The organism is Kutzneria buriramensis, assembly GCF_003387475.1.
Taxonomy (GTDB): Bacteria; Actinomycetota; Actinomycetes; order Mycobacteriales; family Pseudonocardiaceae; genus Kutzneria; species Kutzneria buriramensis.
In genome coordinates this window covers 267,856-288,735 of record NZ_QUNO01000006.1, presented here as the reverse complement: position 1 = coordinate 288,735, position 20,880 = coordinate 267,856, and the positions used below count along the sequence as shown (strand labels likewise).

The 20,880-nt window shown below is 69.8% G+C and carries 17 protein-coding genes and 1 tRNA gene; 9 read left to right on the top strand and 9 right to left on the bottom strand.

Features of this window, described 5'->3' with window-relative positions:
• Nucleotides 1-301 precede the first annotated feature (301 nt).
• A complete protein-coding gene (locus tag BCF44_RS19395) occupies nt 302-1,126 on the top strand; it encodes an alpha/beta fold hydrolase (RefSeq protein ID WP_211353106.1) in 825 nt (274 codons plus the stop codon).
• 57 nt (nt 1,127-1,183) lie between these two features.
• On the opposite strand, the gene BCF44_RS19390 is transcribed toward BCF44_RS19395, so the two are convergent.
• Together BCF44_RS19390 and BCF44_RS19385 are read right to left on the bottom strand one after the other, a co-directional pair.
• The gene (locus BCF44_RS19390; protein WP_147328541.1) at nt 1,184-3,373 is read right to left on the bottom strand and encodes a right-handed parallel beta-helix repeat-containing protein; all 2,190 of its coding nucleotides are present in this window, start codon (nt 3,371-3,373) and stop codon (nt 1,184-1,186) included.
• Nucleotides 3,374-3,501: 128 nt separating this feature from the next.
• Nucleotides 3,502-4,209, bottom strand: coding sequence for a TetR/AcrR family transcriptional regulator (locus BCF44_RS19385; protein WP_116175724.1), 708 nt, complete (start codon nt 4,207-4,209; stop codon nt 3,502-3,504).
• Nucleotides 4,210-4,248: 39 nt separating this feature from the next.
• On the opposite strand from BCF44_RS19385, the gene BCF44_RS19380 reads away from it, so the two are divergent.
• Entirely contained in the window at nt 4,249-4,899 is a 651-nt protein-coding gene (locus tag BCF44_RS19380) for a DUF2306 domain-containing protein (RefSeq protein WP_170217616.1), read from the top strand.
• Here the strand turns inward: BCF44_RS19380 and BCF44_RS19375 are convergent.
• Nucleotides 4,896-6,074 carry an MFS transporter gene (locus tag BCF44_RS19375; RefSeq protein WP_116175722.1) on the bottom strand — a complete coding sequence of 393 codons (1,179 nt, stop codon included), beginning with the start codon at nt 6,072-6,074 and terminating at the stop codon, nt 4,896-4,898. The two genes, BCF44_RS19380 and BCF44_RS19375, sit on opposite strands and share 4 nt — an antisense overlap.
• A gap of 51 nt (nt 6,075-6,125) precedes the next feature.
• On the opposite strand from BCF44_RS19375, the gene BCF44_RS19370 reads away from it, so the two are divergent.
• A complete protein-coding gene (locus tag BCF44_RS19370) occupies nt 6,126-6,836 on the top strand; it encodes an SDR family NAD(P)-dependent oxidoreductase (protein ID WP_116175721.1) in 711 nt (236 codons plus the stop codon).
• 151 nt (nt 6,837-6,987) lie between these two features.
• On the opposite strand, the gene BCF44_RS19365 is transcribed toward BCF44_RS19370, so the two are convergent.
• Nucleotides 6,988-7,929: a DUF2268 domain-containing putative Zn-dependent protease gene (locus BCF44_RS19365; RefSeq protein WP_116175720.1), complete on the bottom strand. Its 942-nt coding sequence runs from the start codon at nt 7,927-7,929 to the stop codon at nt 6,988-6,990.
• 88 nt (nt 7,930-8,017) lie between these two features.
• Here BCF44_RS19365 and BCF44_RS19360 point away from each other — a divergent pair, with 88 nt between their 5' ends.
• A complete protein-coding gene (locus BCF44_RS19360; RefSeq protein ID WP_116175719.1) occupies nt 8,018-8,878 on the top strand; it encodes an NAD-dependent epimerase/dehydratase family protein in 861 nt (286 codons plus the stop codon).
• A 6-nt stretch (nt 8,879-8,884) separates the two neighbouring features.
• Here BCF44_RS19360 and BCF44_RS59200 read toward each other — a convergent pair whose 3' ends face one another.
• The 4 genes from BCF44_RS59200 to BCF44_RS19340 all read right to left on the bottom strand — a co-directional run bounded on the left by BCF44_RS59200 (nt 8,885) and on the right by BCF44_RS19340 (nt 14,058).
• Nucleotides 8,885-9,022 carry an SEC-C metal-binding domain-containing protein gene (locus BCF44_RS59200; RefSeq protein WP_211353105.1) on the bottom strand — a complete coding sequence of 46 codons (138 nt, stop codon included), beginning with the start codon at nt 9,020-9,022 and terminating at the stop codon, nt 8,885-8,887.
• Between the two features lie 139 nt (nt 9,023-9,161).
• The gene (locus BCF44_RS19350; protein ID WP_116175718.1) at nt 9,162-9,992 is read right to left on the bottom strand and encodes a phosphotransferase; all 831 of its coding nucleotides are present in this window, start codon (nt 9,990-9,992) and stop codon (nt 9,162-9,164) included.
• Complete coding sequence (locus tag BCF44_RS19345) at nt 9,985-13,209, bottom strand: ATP-binding protein (RefSeq protein ID WP_116175717.1); 3,225 nt, start codon at nt 13,207-13,209, stop codon at nt 9,985-9,987. Before BCF44_RS19345 ends, BCF44_RS19350 begins: the two co-directional genes overlap by 8 nt.
• A 21-nt stretch (nt 13,210-13,230) precedes the next feature.
• Complete coding sequence (locus BCF44_RS19340) at nt 13,231-14,058, bottom strand: SDR family NAD(P)-dependent oxidoreductase (RefSeq protein ID WP_116175716.1); 828 nt, start codon at nt 14,056-14,058, stop codon at nt 13,231-13,233.
• A gap of 87 nt (nt 14,059-14,145) precedes the next feature.
• Between BCF44_RS19340 and BCF44_RS19335 the strand changes: the two genes are divergently transcribed.
• From BCF44_RS19335 to BCF44_RS19315, 5 genes are all read left to right on the top strand, one after another.
• Nucleotides 14,146-14,805 (top strand): TetR/AcrR family transcriptional regulator, encoded by a 660-nt coding sequence (locus BCF44_RS19335; protein ID WP_116175715.1) that lies wholly within the window; start codon nt 14,146-14,148, stop codon nt 14,803-14,805.
• Between the two features lie 32 nt (nt 14,806-14,837).
• The gene (locus BCF44_RS19330; protein ID WP_116175714.1) at nt 14,838-16,055 is read left to right on the top strand and encodes an erythromycin esterase family protein; all 1,218 of its coding nucleotides are present in this window, start codon (nt 14,838-14,840) and stop codon (nt 16,053-16,055) included.
• Between the two features lie 73 nt (nt 16,056-16,128).
• On the top strand, nt 16,129-17,187 hold the full coding sequence (locus BCF44_RS19325; RefSeq protein WP_116175713.1) for an ATP-binding protein: 1,059 nt from the start codon (nt 16,129-16,131) through the stop codon (nt 17,185-17,187).
• A complete protein-coding gene (locus BCF44_RS19320; RefSeq protein ID WP_246015282.1) occupies nt 17,184-18,956 on the top strand; it encodes a vWA domain-containing protein in 1,773 nt (590 codons plus the stop codon). The genes BCF44_RS19325 and BCF44_RS19320 overlap by 4 nt, the downstream gene beginning before the upstream one ends.
• Nucleotides 18,957-19,048: 92 nt before the next feature.
• Nucleotides 19,049-19,131, top strand: a tRNA-Leu gene (locus BCF44_RS19315).
• On the opposite strand, the gene BCF44_RS19310 is transcribed toward BCF44_RS19315, so the two are convergent.
• Nucleotides 19,113-20,870: a recombinase family protein gene (locus BCF44_RS19310; protein WP_116175711.1), complete on the bottom strand. Its 1,758-nt coding sequence runs from the start codon at nt 20,868-20,870 to the stop codon at nt 19,113-19,115. The genes BCF44_RS19315 and BCF44_RS19310 overlap by 19 nt on opposite strands.
• Nucleotides 20,871-20,880: the final 10 nt, after the last annotated feature.

The following is a 20,880-nucleotide window of genomic DNA, read 5'->3' as shown; positions in this document are numbered from 1 at the left end:
AGTCCATTCGGACGGTAGCGCACAGTGGCTCCGGGCGCGATACGTCCAGGTTGCGCACTCGCCGGCTGGACAAGGATTTTGTTCGACAGCGTCTGCTTCACACACGCCGAGCAACAGCGGTCCCACGCGGCATGATGACTACGGAGACAAACGCCGCCAACGACAGCGACTGGCCATGGTGAATCGCCGACAGCCCGATAGCTGCCCGGCTGGATCTGCCGATAGATTCAGTCGCCGTGAGACTCCTGGACCGAGGATCGCTCACGCGAAGGCCGTCGCTGCGGAGAGGAGGTCCGATCCCGTGAGTACGATCAGCACCGCGGACGGCACCGAGATCTACTACAAGGACTGGGGCCAAGGCCCGACCGTGGTGTTCTCACACGGCTGGCCGCTGAACGCCGATGCCTGGGACGGCCAGATGCTGTTCCTGGCGCAACGGGGCCACCGCGTGATCGCGCACGACCGGCGCGGTCACGGCCGTTCCAGCCAGCCCTCGTCCGGAAACGACATGGACGGCTACGCCGACGACCTCGCCGCCGTGATCGACACGCTCGACCTGCGCGACGCGGCGCTGGTCGGTCACTCCACCGGCGGCGGGGAGGTCACGCGGTACATCGGGCGGCACGGGACCGGGCGGGTCGCCAAGACGGTGCTGCTCTCGGCCGTGCCGCCGATCATGCTGAAGTCCCAGGCCAACCCCGAAGGCCTACCGCTGGAGGTCTTCGACGGCCTGCGGGCGGGCGTGGCCGGCGACCGCTCCCAGTTCTACCGGGAGCTCGCGATCAAGTTCTACGGCGCGAACCGGCCGGGCGCGGAGGTCTCCCAGGGAATCCTGGATCAGTTCTGGCTGTGGAGCATGCAGGCCGGCGCCAAGAACGCCTACGAGAGCATCAAGGCCTTCTCCGAGACGGATTTCACCGACGACCTGCGCAGGATCAAGGTGCCGACGCTCGTCATGCACGGCGAGGACGACCAGATCGTCCCCGTCCACGACTCGGCCCGCAAGTCGGCCCGGCTCATCCCCGGCGCCCAGGAGATCTACTACCCCGGCGCGCCGCACGGCCTCACCGCCACGCTCGCGGACCAGGTCAACGCCGACCTGCTGACCTTCCTCCGCAGTCATTGAGCGACGAGGGAGCGTTGCCTGGCCGGACCACGCCGCCGGCCAGGCAACTCCACCCTCCTACCTGCGAGGCCCGGACGCCGCCATGATCGCCTGCGCGGCCGGCGGCCAGTTGCCGCCGGTGACGACCGTGGTGTTGGTGATCGTCACGTTGGTGCCGAGGTTCTTCACCACGGTGTTGTCGGTGAAGTTGTCGTGGATGGTGATGTCGTGGATGGTCGGCGTCCACATGCCGACCCACCGCCCGGTCTGGTTGCTCACCACGTTGTCGTGGGTGTTCCAGTACGAGCTGCCCTCGTCGTGGTAGAGCATGTTGTTGTTGTTCGGGGCGTCGTGCACCCAGTTGCCGATCACCGTGCTCTGGGCCGTCGGGTCCTGGCCGCCGAGCGTGTAGATCGGTCCGCCGTCGAGCAGGGTCCGCATCACGTCGTGGACGTTGTTGCCGGTGATGTGGTTGTCGCCGGAGTAGATGGTGCCGCGCCGGCACACGGCCAGCCCCTGCTTGGCCTGGAGCTCGCACGGCGAGGCCCAGCCCCATCCCCAGCCCAGCGAGATGCCGGAGTACGGGGTGTGGGCGATCTCGTTGTGGTCGATGACGGTGTCGCGGCCGTGCCCGGCCCAGATGCCGACGGCGTCGTGATAGTCCTGGCCCACGTTGGAGATCGTGTTGTCGGCGATGGTGGTGTTCAGGGTCATCCGCGACGGATCGGTGAGGTAGTAGTCGTCGACCTCGCCGACCGCCACTCCCCCGGCGCTGGTGTCGGTGATGGTGTTCCGGGTGATCGACGAGTTCTGGGTGCCGTCGGCGAAGGCGACGCCGACGCCGCCGAGGTGAGTGAAGGTGTCGCCGGTGACGGTGATGTTCTTGCCACGGTGGAACTCAAGCGCGGCCGGCGGCCGGATCGGGGCGTGCGGAGCCTGCGCGGCCCACTGCACGCCGGCCTGGTTGTCGATGTAGCCGACGTGGGACGGCAGCGTCCAGGTGGTGCCGGTGAAGGTGAGTCCGCTGATGCTGACGTCGTGCACGGGCTTTACAGCCTGTGGTGTGACGGCAAAGGCGTCGACGAGCAGGTTGCCCGAGGCGTTTGTCAGGGTGACGGTGTGGCGGCCGGGGCGCAGGTTCTGCACGGAGTACACGACCTGCTGGGCCAGCCGCACGTCGCCGTGCTCGGAATGCGTTGCTGTGTCGGGCTTTCCGTCCACGGCTGCGGTGAACGTGCCGCCGTCGGTGTTGGTCTCGCCGAGCACGTCGACGCCGGTGCCGTTGAACGTGTAGCTCACCGACGCGCCGGCGGCCTGGGTGGCGTGCACGCCGTCTCCGAAGTCGCCGAGCTGCCGGATCGTCGAGTTCTGCCAGGTCCCGCCGTACGTGCCGGCGGTGTCGTCGACCGGCGCGATGTGGCCGGGCGTGCCGTTGGCGCAGATCAGCGTGTCCAGCAGGGGAAGTTCGACGTCGGCGCGGTTGACGTTCTGTCCGGGCAGTGGGATGTAGTAGAGGCGACCGGCGGTCTTGTCGAGGTACCACTGCCCCGGCTTGGTCAGGAACTGGTAGGCGTTCTCCACCCAGCTGACGCCGTCCATCTTGGGCAGTCCGTTGCCGTTGAACGGGAACTGGCTGTTGATCACGGCGGTGTTGTTGTCCTGCCAGCACTGCGGCTGCACGACCAGGTTGGAACCGGTGGCGTCACCGGTGATCGCGGACAGCGGGCAGCGCATGTGCTTCCACTTGTTCTCCTGCACCACCTCGACGTCGCCCTGGTTGGTGACCTGGGCGAAGGACGGGTCGGTGGTGTGGAAGCCGGTGGCGGTCGCGGTGAAGGTCGTCGAGTTCAGCGCCGTGCGGGCGCGTTCCGCGCGGGTGCCGTCGACGAACAGCTGCCGGGTGTCGGTGCCGCGCGGGACTCTGGCGACGTAGATGTTCTTGGTGGGATCTTGCAGGGTGAACCCGGTGACCCGGCGGGCGCCGGTGATCACCGGCGTCTCCCCGGGATAGGCCCGGATCGAGACGTCGCTCTGGCTCAGGTCGAGGGTCCTCGCGAGCCGGTACGTGCCGCCGCGGAGGTAGAGGGCGGAGCCGTCGTGCAGGCGGTCGACCGCCGTCTCCAGCGAGCACGGCAGGTACTTCGCGCAGGTTCTGCCCCAGCCGTCGGGTGCGGCGTAGAGGGCGTTGTCGTGGGCCGCCGCCGCGGGGGCGGCGAGGGTCGCGGTGATCAGCGCCGCAGCGCCCATGGCCAGCCGTAAGTGCCTCATGACCAGCGCCTTTCGCGTAGTCGCGCGGGAGGGTCACGTGCGGCGGCGGCACCACGCTAGGCAGGCAGACATCCGATGTCAAGAGGCTCCAAACTGGGTGAGATGCGGCAATTGCCCGCTTCTGGCGGTCATTCCTCTGATGACTGAGCCTCGATGGAATCCAGCACCAGTCGCAGCCCGTACGCGAAGTGGTCGAAGTCGAACGGCGCCGCGGTGAACGCGCCGCTCGCCACCACCTCCGACAGCGCCGGGAACCGGGCCGGATCCAACAGCCTCGCCACCCGCTCGACCGTCTCGCGCGCGAGCTCGCCCCGCACCTCGTCGCCGACGATCGCCATCGTCGCCTCGGTCCGCACGTAGCCGGCGACCAGCAGCATCACCGACATCTGCTCGATCGGCGGCAGCTCGGTGTCGCGCAACAGCGCCAGGCCCGCGTCGAGCCAGCTCAGCTGGCCGGGCGCGAGCGGCGGACCGGTGATCTCCATCCGGGGCATCCACGGGTGCCGCCGGTAGACCGCGAGCAGCTCCCGCGCCCACGTCTCCAGGCCCGCGCGCCAGCCGCCGTCGGGATCCGGCTTCGGCGGCTCCCCCAGCGCGGCGTCGAACATCACCGCCTGGAGCTCGTCCTTGCTGGCCACGTGCCGGTACAGCGACATCGTGGCGCAGCCGAGGCGCTCCGCGAGCCGGGCCATCGACAGCGCGTCCATGCCCTGTTCGTCGACCAGCTCGACGGCGGCCCGCACGATCCGGTCGCGGCTCAGCGCCGGCCCGGTCGCCCTGGTCGGCTTCGGCTCCAGGTCCCACAGCACTCGCAGCGTGCGCGGCAGCTCGTCCACCGCGCCATGGTAACTGGGCGTACTTGCTACGCTACGCGTATGGCATACGCTCGCGGTCGCCGATGGCCGTTCTTCCTGATCACCCTGGCTATCGCCTTCGTCGCCTTCGAACTCCCGCCCTATTTCACGGGTGACCCGTCGCAGTCCCGCATCCAGCCGGCGCCGCAGCTCGCCGCGTACTATCCGGTCCTGGTGGTGCACGTCTTCCTCGGCTGCGCGGCGCTCCTCGCCGGCTGCCTCCAGGTCTGGCCGGCCTTACGCGCCCGCTACCCGCACGTGCACCGCATCGCCGGCCGGGTCTACGTCGGACTGGTCATTCCCGCCGGGCTGATGGCGCTCTACCTGGCCACCAACACCCCGTACGGGCCGGTCGCCCGTGCCAGCAGCACATTGCTGGCCACGCTGTGGATGGGCACCACCGTCGCCGGCCTGCTCGCCGCCCGTCGCAAGGACTTCGCCGGCCACCGCCGGTGGATGATCCGCAGCTTTGTGCTCGCCTGCTCGATCGCCACCAACCGGGTCTGGGTAGTCGTGCTGGTGATCGTGCTGCCGCACAGCTACCCGGCCAACAGCGTCGTCGAGCTCTCGGCCGTCGCCAGCCTGTCCTCGTGGCTCGGCTGGACGCTCCCGCTGCTGGTCACGCAGTGGCGGCTGGACCGCGACCACGTCCGCCGGCCGAAGGTCGCCTAGGACACCCGCGCCTCCTCGATCGCCCTGGTGGACAGCGCCGGGAGCAGCAGGACCGCCGCCGCCGGCAGGGCGATGCCGGCAGCCAGGATGGGGAACCTCACCCCGAACAGGGCCGCCAGCACGCCACCCACCGCGGCGCCGACCGCCCCCGACCCCAGGCCGAACATCCGGAATGTGCTGAGCACCCGACCCCGGAGCGCGTCCGGAGTCACCGCCTGCCGCAGCGACATGTTCAGCACGTTCCAGACACCCTCGCCGATGCCTGTCACCACCATCGCCGCGCCGGCGACGTACGCGTCGGGCACCACGGCCATCAGCAGGAACGGCAGGCCGAGCAACAGCATCGAGGAGATCACTGCTGGACCGGCGCCCAGCAGTGATCGCAACCGTCCCGCCAACACGCTGCCGGCCACGGCGCCGCCGGCGAACGCGGTGAACAACAGGCCGTACTCGGCGGGACTCAGATGCAGCACGTTCAGCGAGTACAGGACGAACACACCGAACGCGGCCCCCATGAGGAGGTTGCTGAGCACGACCGCGATGACCATCGCGCGCAGCACCGGCCGTGCGAACAGGAAGCGCAGGCCCTCGCCGATGTCCCTACGCAGCGAGGACTTCTCGCGGGGCGGCGACGGCAGGGGCGGCAGGTCTCGCAGCAGCAATGCGCTCGCCGCGAACGACACCGCGTCGGCCGCGAACGGCAGTGGCCGCATGGCGAACAACAGGCCGCCCAGCGGCGGCCCGACGAACTGCACGGTCACGTTGCTCACCACCGAGAGTCGGCTGTTCGCCCGCTCCAGGTCGTCGATGCCGACCAATGCCGGCAGCAGCGCTTGGGAGGCCGCGTCGGCGAAGGTCTCGGCGGCCGTCAGACCAAAGGCCACCAGACACAACAAGGGAATGCTCGCCAGCTGGATGGCGACCAACCCCGTCAGCACGCCGGCCAGCACCGCCCGGAACGTGTTGGCGGCGAGAACCACCGTGCGCCGGTCCCACCGATCCACCAACGCGCCGGCGAGCAGCGTGACCAGCAGCCATGGCAGTAACTCCGCCACGGCGACGGCGCTGACGCCGAGCGGATCGGCCGTCAGCGCCGCGGCGAGCAGCGGCAGCGCCGTTTGCCGGATTCCGTCCCCGACGCCGGAGATCCCGACCGAGGCGAGCAGTCGCCGCATCTTTTTCCCCCGTTGACCTGGAGCGCGGTCCAGATCCTAGGGTCGATCGGCATGACGTCAATTCTAATTTCCGGCGCGAACAAGGGCCTCGGCCTCGAGACCGCACGCCAGCTCGTCGCCGCCGGACACACCGTCTTCCTCGGCAGCCGAGACATCTCGCGCGGCATTCGGGCCGCCGCCGAGGTGGGCGGACAGCCGGTGCAGCTCGACGTCACCGACGACGCCTCCGTCGCCGCCGCGGCGGAAACTGTCGCCGCCCTGGGAGGCCTGGACGTGCTGGTGAACAACGCCGGCATCCAGGCCGAGATGGACACCACCGGCGTGCCGAGCGGCGCCGCCGACCTCACGGCCGACATGATGCGGACCACCTTGGAGACCAACGTCATCGGCGCGGTGCGGGTGCTGCACGCGTTTCTGCCGCTGCTGCAGCGGTCTTCCGCGCCGGTGGTGGTCAACGTCAGCAGCGGCCTCGCGTCGCTGACCCGGCTCTCCGACCCCCAGCAGCGGGCATCGCACTACCCCGGCGTCGCCTATCCGACGTCGAAGGCCGCGCTGAACATGATCACCGTGCAGTTCGCGAAGGCCTTCCCCGCCATGCGGATCAACTCCGTCGAGCCGGGCTTCACCAAGACCGACCTCAACCACCACACCGGCTTCCAGTCCGTCGAGGAGGGCGCCGCCACCATCGTCCGGCTGGCCCTGCTCGGCCCCGACGGCCCCACCGGCGGCTACTTCGACGCCACCGGCGTGATCCCCTGGTGAACCCCCGCGAGTCGCGCTCTGGGGCAGAACGAAATGCGCTTTGAGGCAGAAACGAGACTCAAGGCTCGGATCTGCCTGGAACCTACCTTCGGTGTGACAGGGCTTGCGCCGCGCGTTCCGCGCGGCTTCCAAGCCGGCCTCTTCCCTTGGCTCAGCTCGATCGATGAACAGACTCGATCGAGCTGAGCCCGCGGTCCAGAACCCGCCGCGACCTCGCGCGCGACTCGCGGGGGTTGATGACGTCGGCGGCGGGGGCGAGGAGGGCCTGGGCGGCGGTTTGGCCGGTGGCGGCCAGGTAAGCGTCGACGAGTCGGTTGCCGGCGGCGTAGCCGGCGCCAGTGGGGAGCCCGACGGGCGTCGCGCCGTAGCGGAGGGCATGCGCGTCGCCGTGCACCCAGGCGGTGAAGTTCTGCATGCCGGTTATGTCGAGGCCGGTGAGGACCTTGGCGAACACGGCATCGTCGTGCAGGTGCGGCAAGCCGACACGGGCGTAGCCGAGGTCCCCGTACAACTGCCGGGCGAAGGCGTCGGCTAGGCCCTCCGACACAACCTGCTCCCCCACCGTCACCGTCGCCGGGTTCCAGACCACATTCCCCGGGCTGTAGCGCAGGTTGTGGTTCAGCTCGTGCACCGCCGTCGGCTCCAGCCGCGCCAGGTTCTCCTCGTACGGCCAGATGTTCAGGTAGATGTAGCCGGAGACGCTGCCGTTCGCCACCATGCCCAGGCTGGTGGTCATGTAGTGCTCGTCGGCGGGATCGCCGAGCACCAGCAGCACCGTGATGTCCGGCACCGTGATCTGCGGCGTCGCCTCCACCTGCACCTCGACCGCGTTGTCCAGCGCGAGCTGAATGCGACGCCACGCGTCCGCCGCGCGCAGGCGCTCCAACGCCTCCAGGCAGCGGTCCTCGTCACGGTCGAGCGGGAAGCCGGAGCCCATGGCGTGCATCGCGACCAGGTCGACCTCGCCCGGGAAGTACCGGTACATGCCCTTGGCCGGCTCCAGCATGGCGCGCAGCAGCTCGGGCCGTTCCGCGCGCGGCGCCCGCAGCACGTCCCGCATGGCCGAATGGGTGTCCAGGACGGTGATCGTCATGTCCGGAAAGCTAGAGCCTCCAGCCACTGGAGACTCAAAGGATTAGGTCTCGGCAGCCGATCGTGTGACCTGCGGCGATACTGTCGGCATGGATCAGCGTGTTGTAGTCACCGGCGGCAGCGGCAAGCTGGGCCGCGCCGTCGTCGCCCACCTGGTGGAGTCCGGCTGGGACGTGGTCAACGTAGATCGGGCGCCGTCGCCCGACCCCGTCGCCCCATACCTGCAGGTCGACCTCACCGACTACGGGCAGACCGTGTCGGCGCTGACCGCCGTCGACGACCGGTACTCCCGTGTGGACGCCGTGGTGCACCTCGCCGCCATCCCGGCACCCGGGCTGCGGCCCAACCCCGTCACGTACGCCAACAACGTCACCGCCTCGTACAACGTCTTCGCCGCCGCGCGACAGGCCGGCATCCGCAACGTCGTGTGGGCCTCCAGCGAGACCGTCCTCGGCCTGCCGTTCGACGAGGCGCCGCCCTACCTGCCCGTGGACGAGGAGTACCCCGCCCGTCCGAACTCCTCGTACTCCCTCGGCAAGCACGTCGACGAGCAGGTCGCCGCCCAGTTCTGCCGCTGGGACCCGCGGCTGAAGATGATCGGCCTGCGGTTCTCCAACGTCATGGAGCCCGCCGACTACGCCGCCTTCCCCGGCTTCGACGCCGACCCCGCGCTGCGCATGTGGAACCTCTGGGGCTACATCGACGCCCGCGACGGGGCCCAGGCCGTCCGCAAGGCCCTGGAGTACGACGGCGTCGGCGCGGAGGTCTTCATCATCGCCAACGCCGACACCGTCATGGCCACCACCAGCAGCGCCGACCTCGCCGCGCGGGTCCACCCCGACGTCCCCGTCCGCCGCGAACTTGGCCGGTTCGAGACGCTGCTGTGCATCGACAAGGCCCGTCGGCTGCTCGGGTACGAGCCCGAACACAGCTGGCGGGACCAGGTCTGACCTCAGTCACGGACGTAGTAGTCGCCGAGCGTGTCGTCGAACCGGCCGCTCGGCCGGCAGCACCGGCGAAAACCTCCGCCCGGAGCCGCATGGGCACGGGTCGCCGCCGCCCAGCTTCTCGAGCAGCTCCGTGTCCTCCCCCACCACGCGCTCGCCGCGCTTGACGCGGGCCTCGCTAGAGGGAACCCCCTGCGGCGCTTGCTGGTCCGCTCAAAACAACACCTCGAACTCGTCGCGTGCCATGACGGCCTCCTTCATCGGGTCCGCGCACAGTAGCGACCGCTCATCCGCTGCTGGAAAGGATTTTCGCCGAACGCCCCAGCCAGGCCGTGATCGTCTCGCACCGCTTCGCGATTGCCTCCTCCGACTCGCCGTTGAGCACGGCGAAGGCGATCTGCTCCAGGCCGAAGGTGCCGTACCAGGTCCGCGCGCGGTGCATCGTGGTTTCGTCCACGGCGGCCACCAGCGTGTCCCAGCCGTACCAGGCCAGACAGGCGGCGTCGACGGCCGGATCGGAGGGCTGGGCCAGATCCCAGTCGAGCACACCGATCAGGCGGCCGTCCGCCCAGTGCATGTTCTCGCCGGCCAGGTCGCCGTGCACGAGCGAGGGCCGCACGTCGGGCAGCGCCAACGCGGCGTCGACCCGTCGACGGGCCTCATCACGCCAGTCGGCGGGCAGGCGGGGAATCACGTCCAGCTGAAGGACCTCCGCCCAACGGGTGCCGCCGGCATACGCGTGCGGCTCGCTGAGCGGCAGCCCCGAACAGTCCACTTCGCGCAACGCATCCAGGAGCCCGGAGAGTTCCGCCGGCTCGACGGCGGCACCCCGAGGAAGGGGGCGTCCCGGCAGCCAGGACAGAGCAACGGCCGTGTAGTCGCCCACCTGCATCACGTCGGTGAGTGGCCTCGGCACCGCGAAGGGGAAGTCCTGTAACCGTTGCAGGAGCTCGACGCGTCGCGGCAAGGCCTCCACTGCCGACGGCTTGCGGGCGATGCGAACCACTGCGACGCCGGGCAGCAGCACCACGTCGTGGGAACCGCCTTGGGCGAAGGTCGCGCCGCGCAGGTCCTCGCCCGGCAGCACGGCCGCCGCGACGTCGAGCAGTTCACGCATCGAGATCCCCTATCAGGGCTTCGGTCTGGGCACGGAGCCGCGGCATGCCAAGGCGTACGGCGGTGGCATGGGCGGTCAGCGCCTCGCGCCGGTCCCGCACGAGAAGGGCGAGCCGGTAGCGGGCCTCGGCGGCAAAGGGATCCAGACCCGCCTCGTCGTTCACGGTGATCGCCGTCCGCAGGTGGTCCACGGCGGCGTCGAACCGGCCGCAGACGGCGGCGGTGACGCCGAGGCAGAAGTGCACCGAGCCGGCGGTCAGGGTCACGCCGGCGCCGGTGGTGAGGTGCAGGTGGGCATGCGGCAGCAGCTGGTCGTACGCGACGGCAGCAGCTTCAGCGTCCCCCAGCGCGGCGGTGATCCGGGCGTACTGGAACCGCGTGCTGAGCTGGTACCACGCCGGCAGCGTGAGCGATGCCAACGGCGGCAGTGTCCGGTAGATCTCCCGCGCACGGTCGAAGTCCTCGACGGCCACGTACATCGTGGCCAGGGCGACCCGGGACAGCGGCGACGGCCCGAACCCGCGCCGCAGCACCGCGGCGGTCTCCGGGCTGACGTTGGAGCTGGTGACGGCGTTGATGAAGGCGCGGCTGAGTTCGGTGGCGGCGACGCCGTACGGGTTGTTGCCGAGCTCGGCGAGCCGCCGGGCCTGGTCCAGCGCGCGGTTGGCGTCGGCGAACCGGCCGCGCCCCTGGAGGATCGCGGCGCGGCTGCGGTGCAGGTGCCAGTGCGCGAGCGGACTGTCGAGCCGCGCGACGACCGGCTCGAGAAGGTCGAGCTCCAGATCCGCATCCACCACGCGCCCGAGTTGCATGAGGGCGTCGAACCGCCAGAGATGCCCCCACATCGCGGCGGAATCGCCGAGGCGCAGCATGCGGTCGCCGAGCGCGAGCCGCTGGTGGTTGCCGTCGGGACCGGAATTGGCGTGCTGGCGCGCCCGCAACGCGGCGACGAGAGTCACCACGTCGTCCAGCCGTTCGGCCATCGCCAGACACATGTCGCTCAGCCGATGCGCGTCGGCGGTCTCGCCGAGAGCGGTGTGCATCGTCACCCGCAGCGCGAGGAGCTTGGCGCGCAGGATGCCGTCACCCGCCGGCAGGCCGGCCAGCGCCTCGTCACACCACGGCAAGATCGTGCCCAACCAGGTCGGATCGGCCTGGTCCGGCATCACGAGCGCGGCATGCGCCAGCCCGACGGCGTCGCCGGCACGCTGCGCTAGGTCGGCCGCCTCCTCGCAGGTGCGCCGGGCCGGCTCGACGTCGTACGCGAGGTACTGCGCGGTCGCCTTGCCGATCAGCAGGTCGAGGTCGGGAGGCCCGGCCAGCGCCTGGTCGTACAGCCGCACGGCGTCCTCGTACGCGAGTTGGCTCATCGCGAGCTCGGCGGCCCGAACGGCGGCTTCCCGTGCCGCCGCAGGGGAACCGAGCGGCAGCGCCGCCAGCCGGTGGTGGGCGATCTGGGCGAGATGCCCGGTCCCGCTTTCGAGGTATTCGGCGGCACGTAGGTGAATGCGTCCTCGCTCGGCCGGCGTGAGATCCAGCATCAGGCTGTCCCGCACGAGATCGTGCGCGAAGCGGTTCCGCACGACCACCGATGCGGCGACGGCCTCGCCCAGTGCGTCCAGAACGTCTTCGACCGACGTCGACGCCACCGCGGCGAGCGTCACGGGGTCGATGTCCACCGACAGCACCGACGCCGCCGACAGCAGCGCCCGACACGGCGACGACAACACGCTCAGGTACTGCCGGATCGCGTCGCGAGCGCCGGTGGGCACGTGCGTGATCGACGCCTTCGGATCGGTGCGCCGCAGCCGGCCGATCTCCCGTACGAACAGCGGATTGCCGCCGGTCCGCCGCGCGACGGTCGCCGCCTCCTCGACGTCGCAGGGCCGCCCGAGCTCGGCGGACAGCTGCTCCGCCACCTCCTCGACCGACAACCCGGACAGCTCCAGCCGCCGGGCGCCCTGACGGGTGATCTCCGCCAGGGTCTCCTCGCCGCGCGGGGCCTGCCGCAGCTCATAGGGCCGGAACGCGCCGACCAGCAGCAGCGGGACGCCCCCGACGCCACGGGCGAGGTGGCTGAACAGCAGCAGCGACGCCGGATCCGCCCAGTGCAGGTCGTCGATGACGATCACCAGCCCGCCGGCGGCCATCCGCCGTACCACGGCCGTGACCTGGTCGAACAGCACGAACCGTTCCTCGGCGGACAGGTCGGCAGGGTCGCCGAACTCCGGGATGATCCGCGCGACCCGGTCGGCGGCGTCACCGAGCACGCGCGCGGCATCCGACCCGGCGGAGTCCAGCCACTGCCGGAACACCTGCCGCCACGGCCAGTACGCCGGCGCGCCCTCATCGGTCACGCCGCGACCGCGCAGCACCGACCGCGCCAGGCGCCGGGCGAACTCGTCCAGCAACGCGGTCTTGCCGATCCCGGCTGGGCCTTCTACCAGCACCACACCGTTGCCGGTCAGCTGCGCCAGCTCGTGCCGCCGCCCGACCAGCTCCGGCGCGGCGACCGGATCCAGCCCCTCGTTGCGCAGAATCGCCAGCTCGAGCCGTTGGAGATCGCTGCCGGGGTCGATGCCCAGCTCCTCGGCCAGGTGCTCCCGGGTGCGCCGGAAGACCTCCAGCGCCCGGCTCGCCTGCCCGCTCCGGTACAGGGCGAGCATCAGCTGGCCGACCAGCCGCTCCCGGGTCGGATTGGCGTCGACGAGGACCAGCAGCTCGTCGATGACGTCCCGGTGACGACCCAGCCGTAGCAGCACGTCCAACCGATCCTCGACGGCCCCGAGCCGGGTCTCCTCGATCCCCGCGCCGAAGGTCCCATCGCCCAGCGGCGGCCCGTTCCACAGGGCCAGCGCCTCGTCGAGCAACGCCAGCCGCTCGGCGTCATCGACGGTGCGAGACTGGCTCACCAACGCCGTGAACTGGTGCGCGTCCACCAGCATCGGATCGATGGGAAGCAGGTATCCGGAGCCGTGCGTCTCGATCGCCACCTGGGACCGCAGCTGCGACACCGCCACCCGCACAGCGTGGGCCGCCGACCGCGGCGGATCTTCCGGCCACACCACCGCGATCAGCTGGTCGATCGACACCGGTCGGTTCGCGTGCCAGGCCAACACCCCGAGCACCAGTCGGCGCTGCCGCGGTCCAAGCTGGACGGTCACGCCGCCCACCTCGACCTCGACCGTCCCCAGCAGCCTGATCCGCACGATCCTCATCTACCACATTCGCGGACACGGCTACACGAAGTCCACGGACCGCCCGAGCTCCGCCCAGCGGACGTCCTCCGCCAGTTGGCGCTCCATGCCGGTCTTGATCCGCGCCACCGCGTCCTTGCCCAGCACCAGGTGCAGCGGCGGCTCGTCCATCTCGGCGACGTCCAGCAGCACCCGCGCGACCTTCACCGGATCGATCGGCTCCTGGCCGCGGCTGTCCTGGAGGTGCCCGAACAGCGGGGCGACCACCGGCTCGTAGCGCTCGTGGTACGGCCGCATCACCATCGACGGGCCGGACCAGTCGGTGCGCATCAGCCCGGGCTCGGCCATCGTCACCTTGATGCCCAGGTGCCCGACCTCGTCGTTCAGGACGCCGGAGAAGCCCTCGGTGGCGAACTTCGCGCTCTGGTACGCCGAAATCGCCGGCGCGGTGCCGCGGCCTCCGATCGACGTCACCTGGATGAAGTGCCCGTGGCCCTGGTCCAGGAACACCGGCAGCGCCGCCTTGGTCACGTGCACCGTGCCGAAGAAGACCGCCTCGACCTGGGCGCGGAAGTCGTCCATGTCGACTTCCTCGACGGTCGCCATGTTCGCGTAGCCGGCGTTGTTCACCACCACGTCCAGCCGTCCGAACCGTTCCACGGCAGCCGTCACGGCCGCCTCGGCCTGCTCGGGATCCGTCACGTCCAGCCCGAACCGCAGCACCTGGTCGCCGTAGCGGTCCTGGAGGTCCTTCAGCGTGTCGACGTTGCGAGCGGTCGCCACCACCTGGTTGCCGGCGGCCAGCGCCTCCTCGACGATCGCCCGCCCCAGACCCCGCGAACCGCCCGTGACCAGCCACACCTTCGCCATGACTCCACCTCTCTCGCCGTCTTGCGACCGACGTTAACGCAACACCGTTCTCTTAACAAGGCAACGGCGTTGCGTTAACCTGTTCCCGTGGTCACATCGGAGTTCCAGCGGGCCCGCCGGCCCGAGCACAAGGAGCAGCGGCGCGAGGCGATCCTGGCAGCGGCGCGCACGCTGGCCACCCGCGACGGCGTTCGGGAGGTCAACCTCGGCGACATCGCCGCCGAGGTCGGCGTGCACAAGTCGGCGCTACTGCGGTACTTCGAGACCCGCGAGGAGATCTACCTCCACCTCACCGCGGAGGGCTGGGCGGACTGGACCGCGGCGCTGAGCATCGCTTTGGCTGAGGCCGAGCCGACGCCGGCCGCTGTGGCCGCGACGATCACGCGGACGCTGGTCGAGCGGCCGCTGTTCTGCGACCTGCTCGCCCACGCCCCGCTCAACCTGGAACGCAACGTATCGCTGGAATCCGTGCGCGCGTTCAAGGTCGCCTCGCTTTCACGGGTTGGCGAAATCAGCGAGCTCATCGGCACCGCACTGCCCGCCCTCGGCAAGTCCGGCGGACGCAAGGCAGTCGCCGCCATCGCCGCGTTCGCGGCCACGTTCTGGCAGACCTCGCACCCCGGCGAGGTGCTGGCCCAGCTGTACGACGAGCTGCCCGAGCTCGGCCACACCGTCCGGGACTTCGCCGGTCGGCTGGAGGAGTCGACGGCAGCCATGCTCGCCGGCTTGGCGTCAACTGTCAGTTGACGGTCGCGTCAGAGTCAACTTATGGTTGACGCATGCGTCATTACCCACTGCGCACCCTCGACCCGGCCGACGAGGACTTCAGCGACCTCGAACCGCTGCGGGAGATCGTCGGCGACGCGCGCGTGGTCGCCGTCGGCGAGAGCCACCACCGGGTCCACGAGTTCCACCAGCTGCGCTACCGGCTGACGCGGTTCCTCGTACGGGAAATGGGATTCGGCGCCATGGTGCTGGAATCCGGCTTCCCCGAGGGACTTGCCGTCAACGACTGGGTGCACGGCGGGCCCGGCGACCGCGATGCGCTCCTGCGCGACGGAATCACCTACCGGTTCGGCCGCTGCCGGGAGATGCGGGACCAGCTCGACTGGATGCGAGCGCATCAGGTTTCGTTCTACGGAATGGATGTGCCGGGTTCCAGCGGCACCACCGTGCCGGCGATCGAGGCGTGCCTCCTGCTGCTCGACGACGTCGATCCGGCCTACGCCAAGGTGGTCCGCTCCTCGCTGCTGCCGCTGTTCGACTACCTGCCCGGCGACCGGTCCGGCGTTGCGTGGGTCGCGCCAGCGCTTCAGGCGTACATGGCGTTGGATCCGGCCGTGCGGCACGAGATCACCGCGCGCATTGCAGCCCTGGCCGCGCGATTGCAGGCCATGCGTGTCGCGTACGGCGGCACCGAGCGGGCGGAGATCGCCATCCGGTGCGCCGCGACCGCGCGGCACATGGACGCATTCATGGCCGCCATGGCCGACGGCGCGACCCGGACGTATCCGGCCGCGAACATCCGCGACAGCGCGATGGCCGAGAACGTCGAATGGATCCTGGGGCGCGAGGACCGGATCGTCGTGTGCGCCGCCAACGGCCACGTGCAGCGCTGGCCCTACTGGGGGCCACCGATCATCAACGACAAGCTCACCACCGTCGGCGAACACCTCGCCGCGACTCTGGGGTCCGACCTCGTCGTCATCGGAAGCGCCTTCGGCGGCGGCACAGTGGAGCTGTACCGGCCGCTGCTCGGCGGGCCGCCCGGCCACGTGGAGACGTTCACCGAGGAGGTCGGTCCGTTCGGCGAGGACACCATCGACGGCGTGCTGTCCCGGATCGGCTTTCCCTTGCACCTCACCGATCTCCGCGGCGCCGCGCTGCCCGGCGTCACGAAGATCATGAGCGCCTCGGCGGAGCAGCCGATCGATCCGGTTACGGCGTTCGACGCGATGGTGTTCACCGAGTCCGTCACGCCCTGGAACGCCACGTAATTCAGCTGCGTTCCTCGCTGTTTCTGGGAATCATCGGCCGCGTCGCGTTTCCTCGAGAAAGGTTGTCGTCGCGGTGCAGCCCGTCCTGACGGTCACGCCGGCCCAGCTGCCGGACGTGTTGCTCAACGTGGCCGTCGTGCGTCCCGTGTTCCTGTGGGGCTCGCCCGGCATCGGCAAGTCCTCGCTGGTCCGCCAGTTCGCCGACTCCCTCGGCCTGGACTGCGTTTCCATGCTGGGCACCCAACTCGCGCCCGAGGACCTCATCGGCGTGCCGCAGATAGTGGACGGGCGCAGCCGGTTCTGCCCGCCCGAGATGATCGCCCGCGACACCCCGTACTGCCTGTTCCTGGACGAGCTCAACGCCGCCTCACCGGACGTGCAGAAGGCCTTCTACTCGCTGATCCTGGACCACCGGATCGGGTCGTACTCACTGCCCGCCGGCTCCGTCGTGATCGGCGCCGGCAACCGGGCCACCGACCAGGCGCTGGCCCGGCCGATGGCGTCCGCGCTGGTCAACCGCCTGGTGCACGTCCATCTGCGCGCCTCCGCCGACGACTGGCTCACGTGGGCCGCCGCGCACGGCATCCACCCGTGGATCGTCGAGTACCTCACGCAGCGGCCCGATCACCTGTGGAGCCCGCCGCCGAAGACCGAGGAGCCGTTCTCCACGCCGCGGTCGTGGCACATGCTGTCCGACACGCTGCTGTCCTACGGCACTGTCGGCGAGGATGTCCTCGGGCTGCTGGCGTACGCCACCCTCACGCCCACCCATGCCGCCGCATTTCTGGCGTACCTCAAGACGATTCGGCACGCCTACGACCTGGAGGCCGTGCTCAAGGGCGACGCCCGGTGGCCCGCCGACCCGGCCGATCGGGACGTCCTGTACTTCCTCGCCGAGACCTTCCGCGGCCGGCTCGCCAAGGACCTGCCCGCCGACAAGCGGCACGCCTCTGCCGGCGTGCGCCAGTTCGCCTTCCGCGCCAAGGCTCTGCTCGTCGAATTGGCCGAGATCTCGCTGGAGATCGCCCAGCTGGTGATCGCCGAGGGCGACGGCCCGGCACTGCCGTCATGGTTCCTCATCGAGGCCGCGCGGGACATGCCGCGCCTGGTCGCCGTGCGGGCCGGGTCGTGAAGGAGGAGCACAAGGCGATCAAGGACGGTTGGGCCATCGTCCGCGGCCACGTCGTGCTGGCCTCGCTCGCCACTCGGGTCAGCCTCGACCTGTCCGGATCGCTCGGCGGCGGCTGGGCGGTGGTCGACAACGACGGCCGGATCCGCGTCAACACCGCCATGTCCGGCGAGCCCGTCGAGTGGGCCTGGGCGTTCGCGCACCTGTTGCTGCACCTCGGTCTCGGCCACATCGAGGGCATTGCCGACCGCGTCCACGACGCCGCCTGTTGCGTCGCCGTCAACCGATTCTCCGACGTCGTGCGGGTCGGCCGGCCGCCGATCTGGCTGCCCGAGATGCCCGGCGGCGACGAGGAGAGCCTCATCGAACGGTGGCGTCTGACCGGTGTGCCGCCGGCGCTTCTCCATTGCGGCACAGGCGGTTCCGGGACCTGCATGTACTTCGTGGCGGGTGGGCGCAAACCCTCGTACTGGACCGATCTCTTCGCTCAGGGCCTCGTAGACGCCGCCAACGCGTCCCTGGAGGACGCCGCCTCCTCTAGCGGCCAGGCCCTGCGACGCCAGCACGTGTGGGACCGGGCGCTGTCCTGGTTCGTCTCCTCCTACCCCTTGCTCGGCGCCGTCGCCGCCGGGCTCACGCTCGTCGACGACCCCGAGATCTCCCGTGCGTACGGCATTCGCATCGCCGCCGTCAGCGCCACTCATGGCGAGGTGTACATCAATCCGCACGCTCGGCTCAGCCCCGAGGAATGGCGGTTCGTGCTCGCCCACGAGATGCTCCATGCCGCTCTCCGTCACGATCTTCGGGTCGACGGCCGGGACCACTACCTGTGGAACGTCGCGTGTGACTACGTCGTCAACGGTTGGCTGGTCGACATGGGCGTCGGGCACATTCCCGAGGGCGCCCTGCACGATCAGCGGCTCGCCGGGCTGTCCGCCGAGTCCGTCTACGACACCCTCGTCACCGATCTTCGGCGGGGGCGAAAACTGCTCACCCTCGGCGGTGTCAGTTCCGGTGACGTCCTCGGCGACTGGCTTTCCGAGCCGTCCTCCGTGGCCCGTCGTGGTTCGCAGCGGCTGCCGTGGGATCGGCCCGACCGGGTCGGGGCCGTCGATCTGGAGGACTTCTACCGGCGGGCCCTCACCACCGGGCTCGAGTACCACCGGCAGGGGCGCGGGTTGGTGCCCGCCGGTCTCGAGGAGGAGATTCGGGCGCTGGCCCACCCTCCCCTGCCCTGGGATGTCCGGCTGGCGCGGTGGTTCGATGAGCACGTCCCGTCGCTGGTGCCCGTTCGCTCGTACTCACGGCTCTCCCGCCGCCAGGCCGCCAGCCCCTCCATCCCCCGACCGGGCTATTTCCGGCCTTTCTCCGAGGTTCCCCGCCACACCTTCGGCGTCGTGCTCGACACCTCCGGCACCATGTCGCCAGCGCTGCTCGGCAAGGCCCTCGGCGCCATCGCCTCGTACGCCGCCTCCCGCGACGTCCCCGCCGCTCGCGTGGTCTTTTGTGACGCCGCCGCCTACGACGCCGGCTACCTCCCCGCAGCCGCCCTCTCCAGCCGCCTTCGCGTCCGTGGCCGCGGCGGCACCGTCCTCCAGCCCGGCGTCACCCTCCTCGAACGCGCCCCCGACTTTCCCCCCGACGCCCCCATCCTCATCATCACCGACGCCGCCTGCGACGTCCTCCGCGTACGCCGCCCCCACGCATACCTCATCCCCGCCTCCGCCCGACTCCCCTTCCCTGCTCGCGGCCCCGTCTTCCCCCTCACCTAGCCCCCCACCTGCACAAACCCCCTCCCCCACCCCCCGATTTGGGATCCACCGAGACGATCATGTAGTCTCTTCCCTGTCAGCAAGACAACCCGGTCCGGGTGGCGGAATGGCAGACGCGCTAGCTTGAGGTGCTAGTGCCCGCAAGGGCGTGGGGGTTCAAGTCCCCCCTCGGACACACTCGCTAACTACACGCACGGAGATCGTGGCGTCAACAGCCCGCTCCACAGGGTGATAGTTCAACTGAAGATGCAAAGCCCGGTAGAGCCGACTCAGGTTCTCAGGGCTTCCTTGTTTCACCGTCTTTCCGACGTCACCCAATGAGTCGATCCTCGCGTATGCCTCCGCCTCCGTCATAAGGTTCGGAGCCTGCAATCCCTCCAACTGAGCCTTTGCCGCAGCTCGCTGGTCCTGCGCCTCGTTTATGGGGTCCACCAGCGCCGATGGGTCTACGCCCGCCTCGATCGCCGCATGGAACCGCCGTAGTCGAGTCTCCGCATCGGCCAATCGCTTCTCGGCCACAGACCGTGTATCTGCGCCCTTCAAGCCTTCCTGCGAACCGATCAGCGCCGTAACAGTTCGATCAACATTCGCCCGGTCGAACAGCCGCCCGATCCACTCATTCAACGGATCCAGGAGAACGTCCTCCCGCAGATTCACCGTCCTCGGATGATCCGATAGCGCCGCCGATCCCGGCGCGAGCGTACGTGCATGGCAGCGGTAGTAGGTATTGATCTTCCGAACCGTCGCGCCCTGCATCCTTCGGGTGCAGATCCCGCACACGACCAAGCCCCGCAGCAGATACGGCCGCGTCCCGCTCGTCCGAGTCCGCTCCAGCTTCGCCCGACCTCGCATACCGCCGGCCGCCCGCGACCGACGAAGCAACTGCGTCTCCGTGAACACCGGCACCGAGACAATCTCCGGGTGCGCCGGACGCCGCGACCGCACAACCCGATCAGGACTCGCACGCCGGAACCTCACGACGTGTCCAGCGGCGACGTCGTCCGGGTCCAACAACGTCTCGCGCTTCGTCCACCGCCCGAAGACCGCATAGCCCGTGTAGCGCGGGTTCTCCAGAATCGCCCGCACCGTGCTGCCCTGCCAGCCATCCGCCAACCGATGCCGGTTCTGCTCCGGCCGCTGCGCCGAGGGGCACGGGATGCCATCCCGGTTCAGGCCGTGCGCAATGGCGCGGTCGCCCAGCCCCTCCAGGTACTCATCGAAGATCCGACGCACGACCTCCGCCGTCGACTCATCAACCGCCAGCAACCTCAGCCGATACCCCTCGGCTGCCTTGCGCGGATTCGGATGCGGACCGCCATCAACCACGACGTAGCCATACGGAGCCCGGCCACCCTGGTGCCGCCCCTCGTTGACCACCTGAGCATCCATCGCGGCCCGGACACGAGCCTGAACGTGCTGCCGCTCCGACTCGCTCATCCCGCCGAGCACGCTCATCAGCATCTTGTGCGACGGGTTCCGCGAGTCGTACTTCCCGCCCAGCTCCGGCACCCACAGCTCGACGCCATGAGCCTCGAACCTTGGCGCGATCAGGGAGAACTGGTTACCGAACCAGCACCGCGTACCCTCGCCGACCACGACCGCATTCCAGCCCCTACGCGGATCCTTCAGCGCGGCCAGCAGCCTCGACGCGTTCTCCCTTCGCTCCCAAGGCACCGACCGCGACTGCCCAATGTCGAAGTACTCGGCCGTCACCGAGCCGCCCAGCGGCTCGACGAACTTCCGAGCGTTGCCCACCTGCCAGCCGTGCGAGGTCTCCGGGTCCTGGTTGTCCTCCGTCGAGCACCGGCCGTAGAACGCCAGCGATCCGATGCCGTTGTCCACCGCGTCCACAACCTCGACGCCCATCAACTCGTCCAGCGTCGCCCACGGGTCACTGTTGATTTCAACAGTCACTCAGACCCCC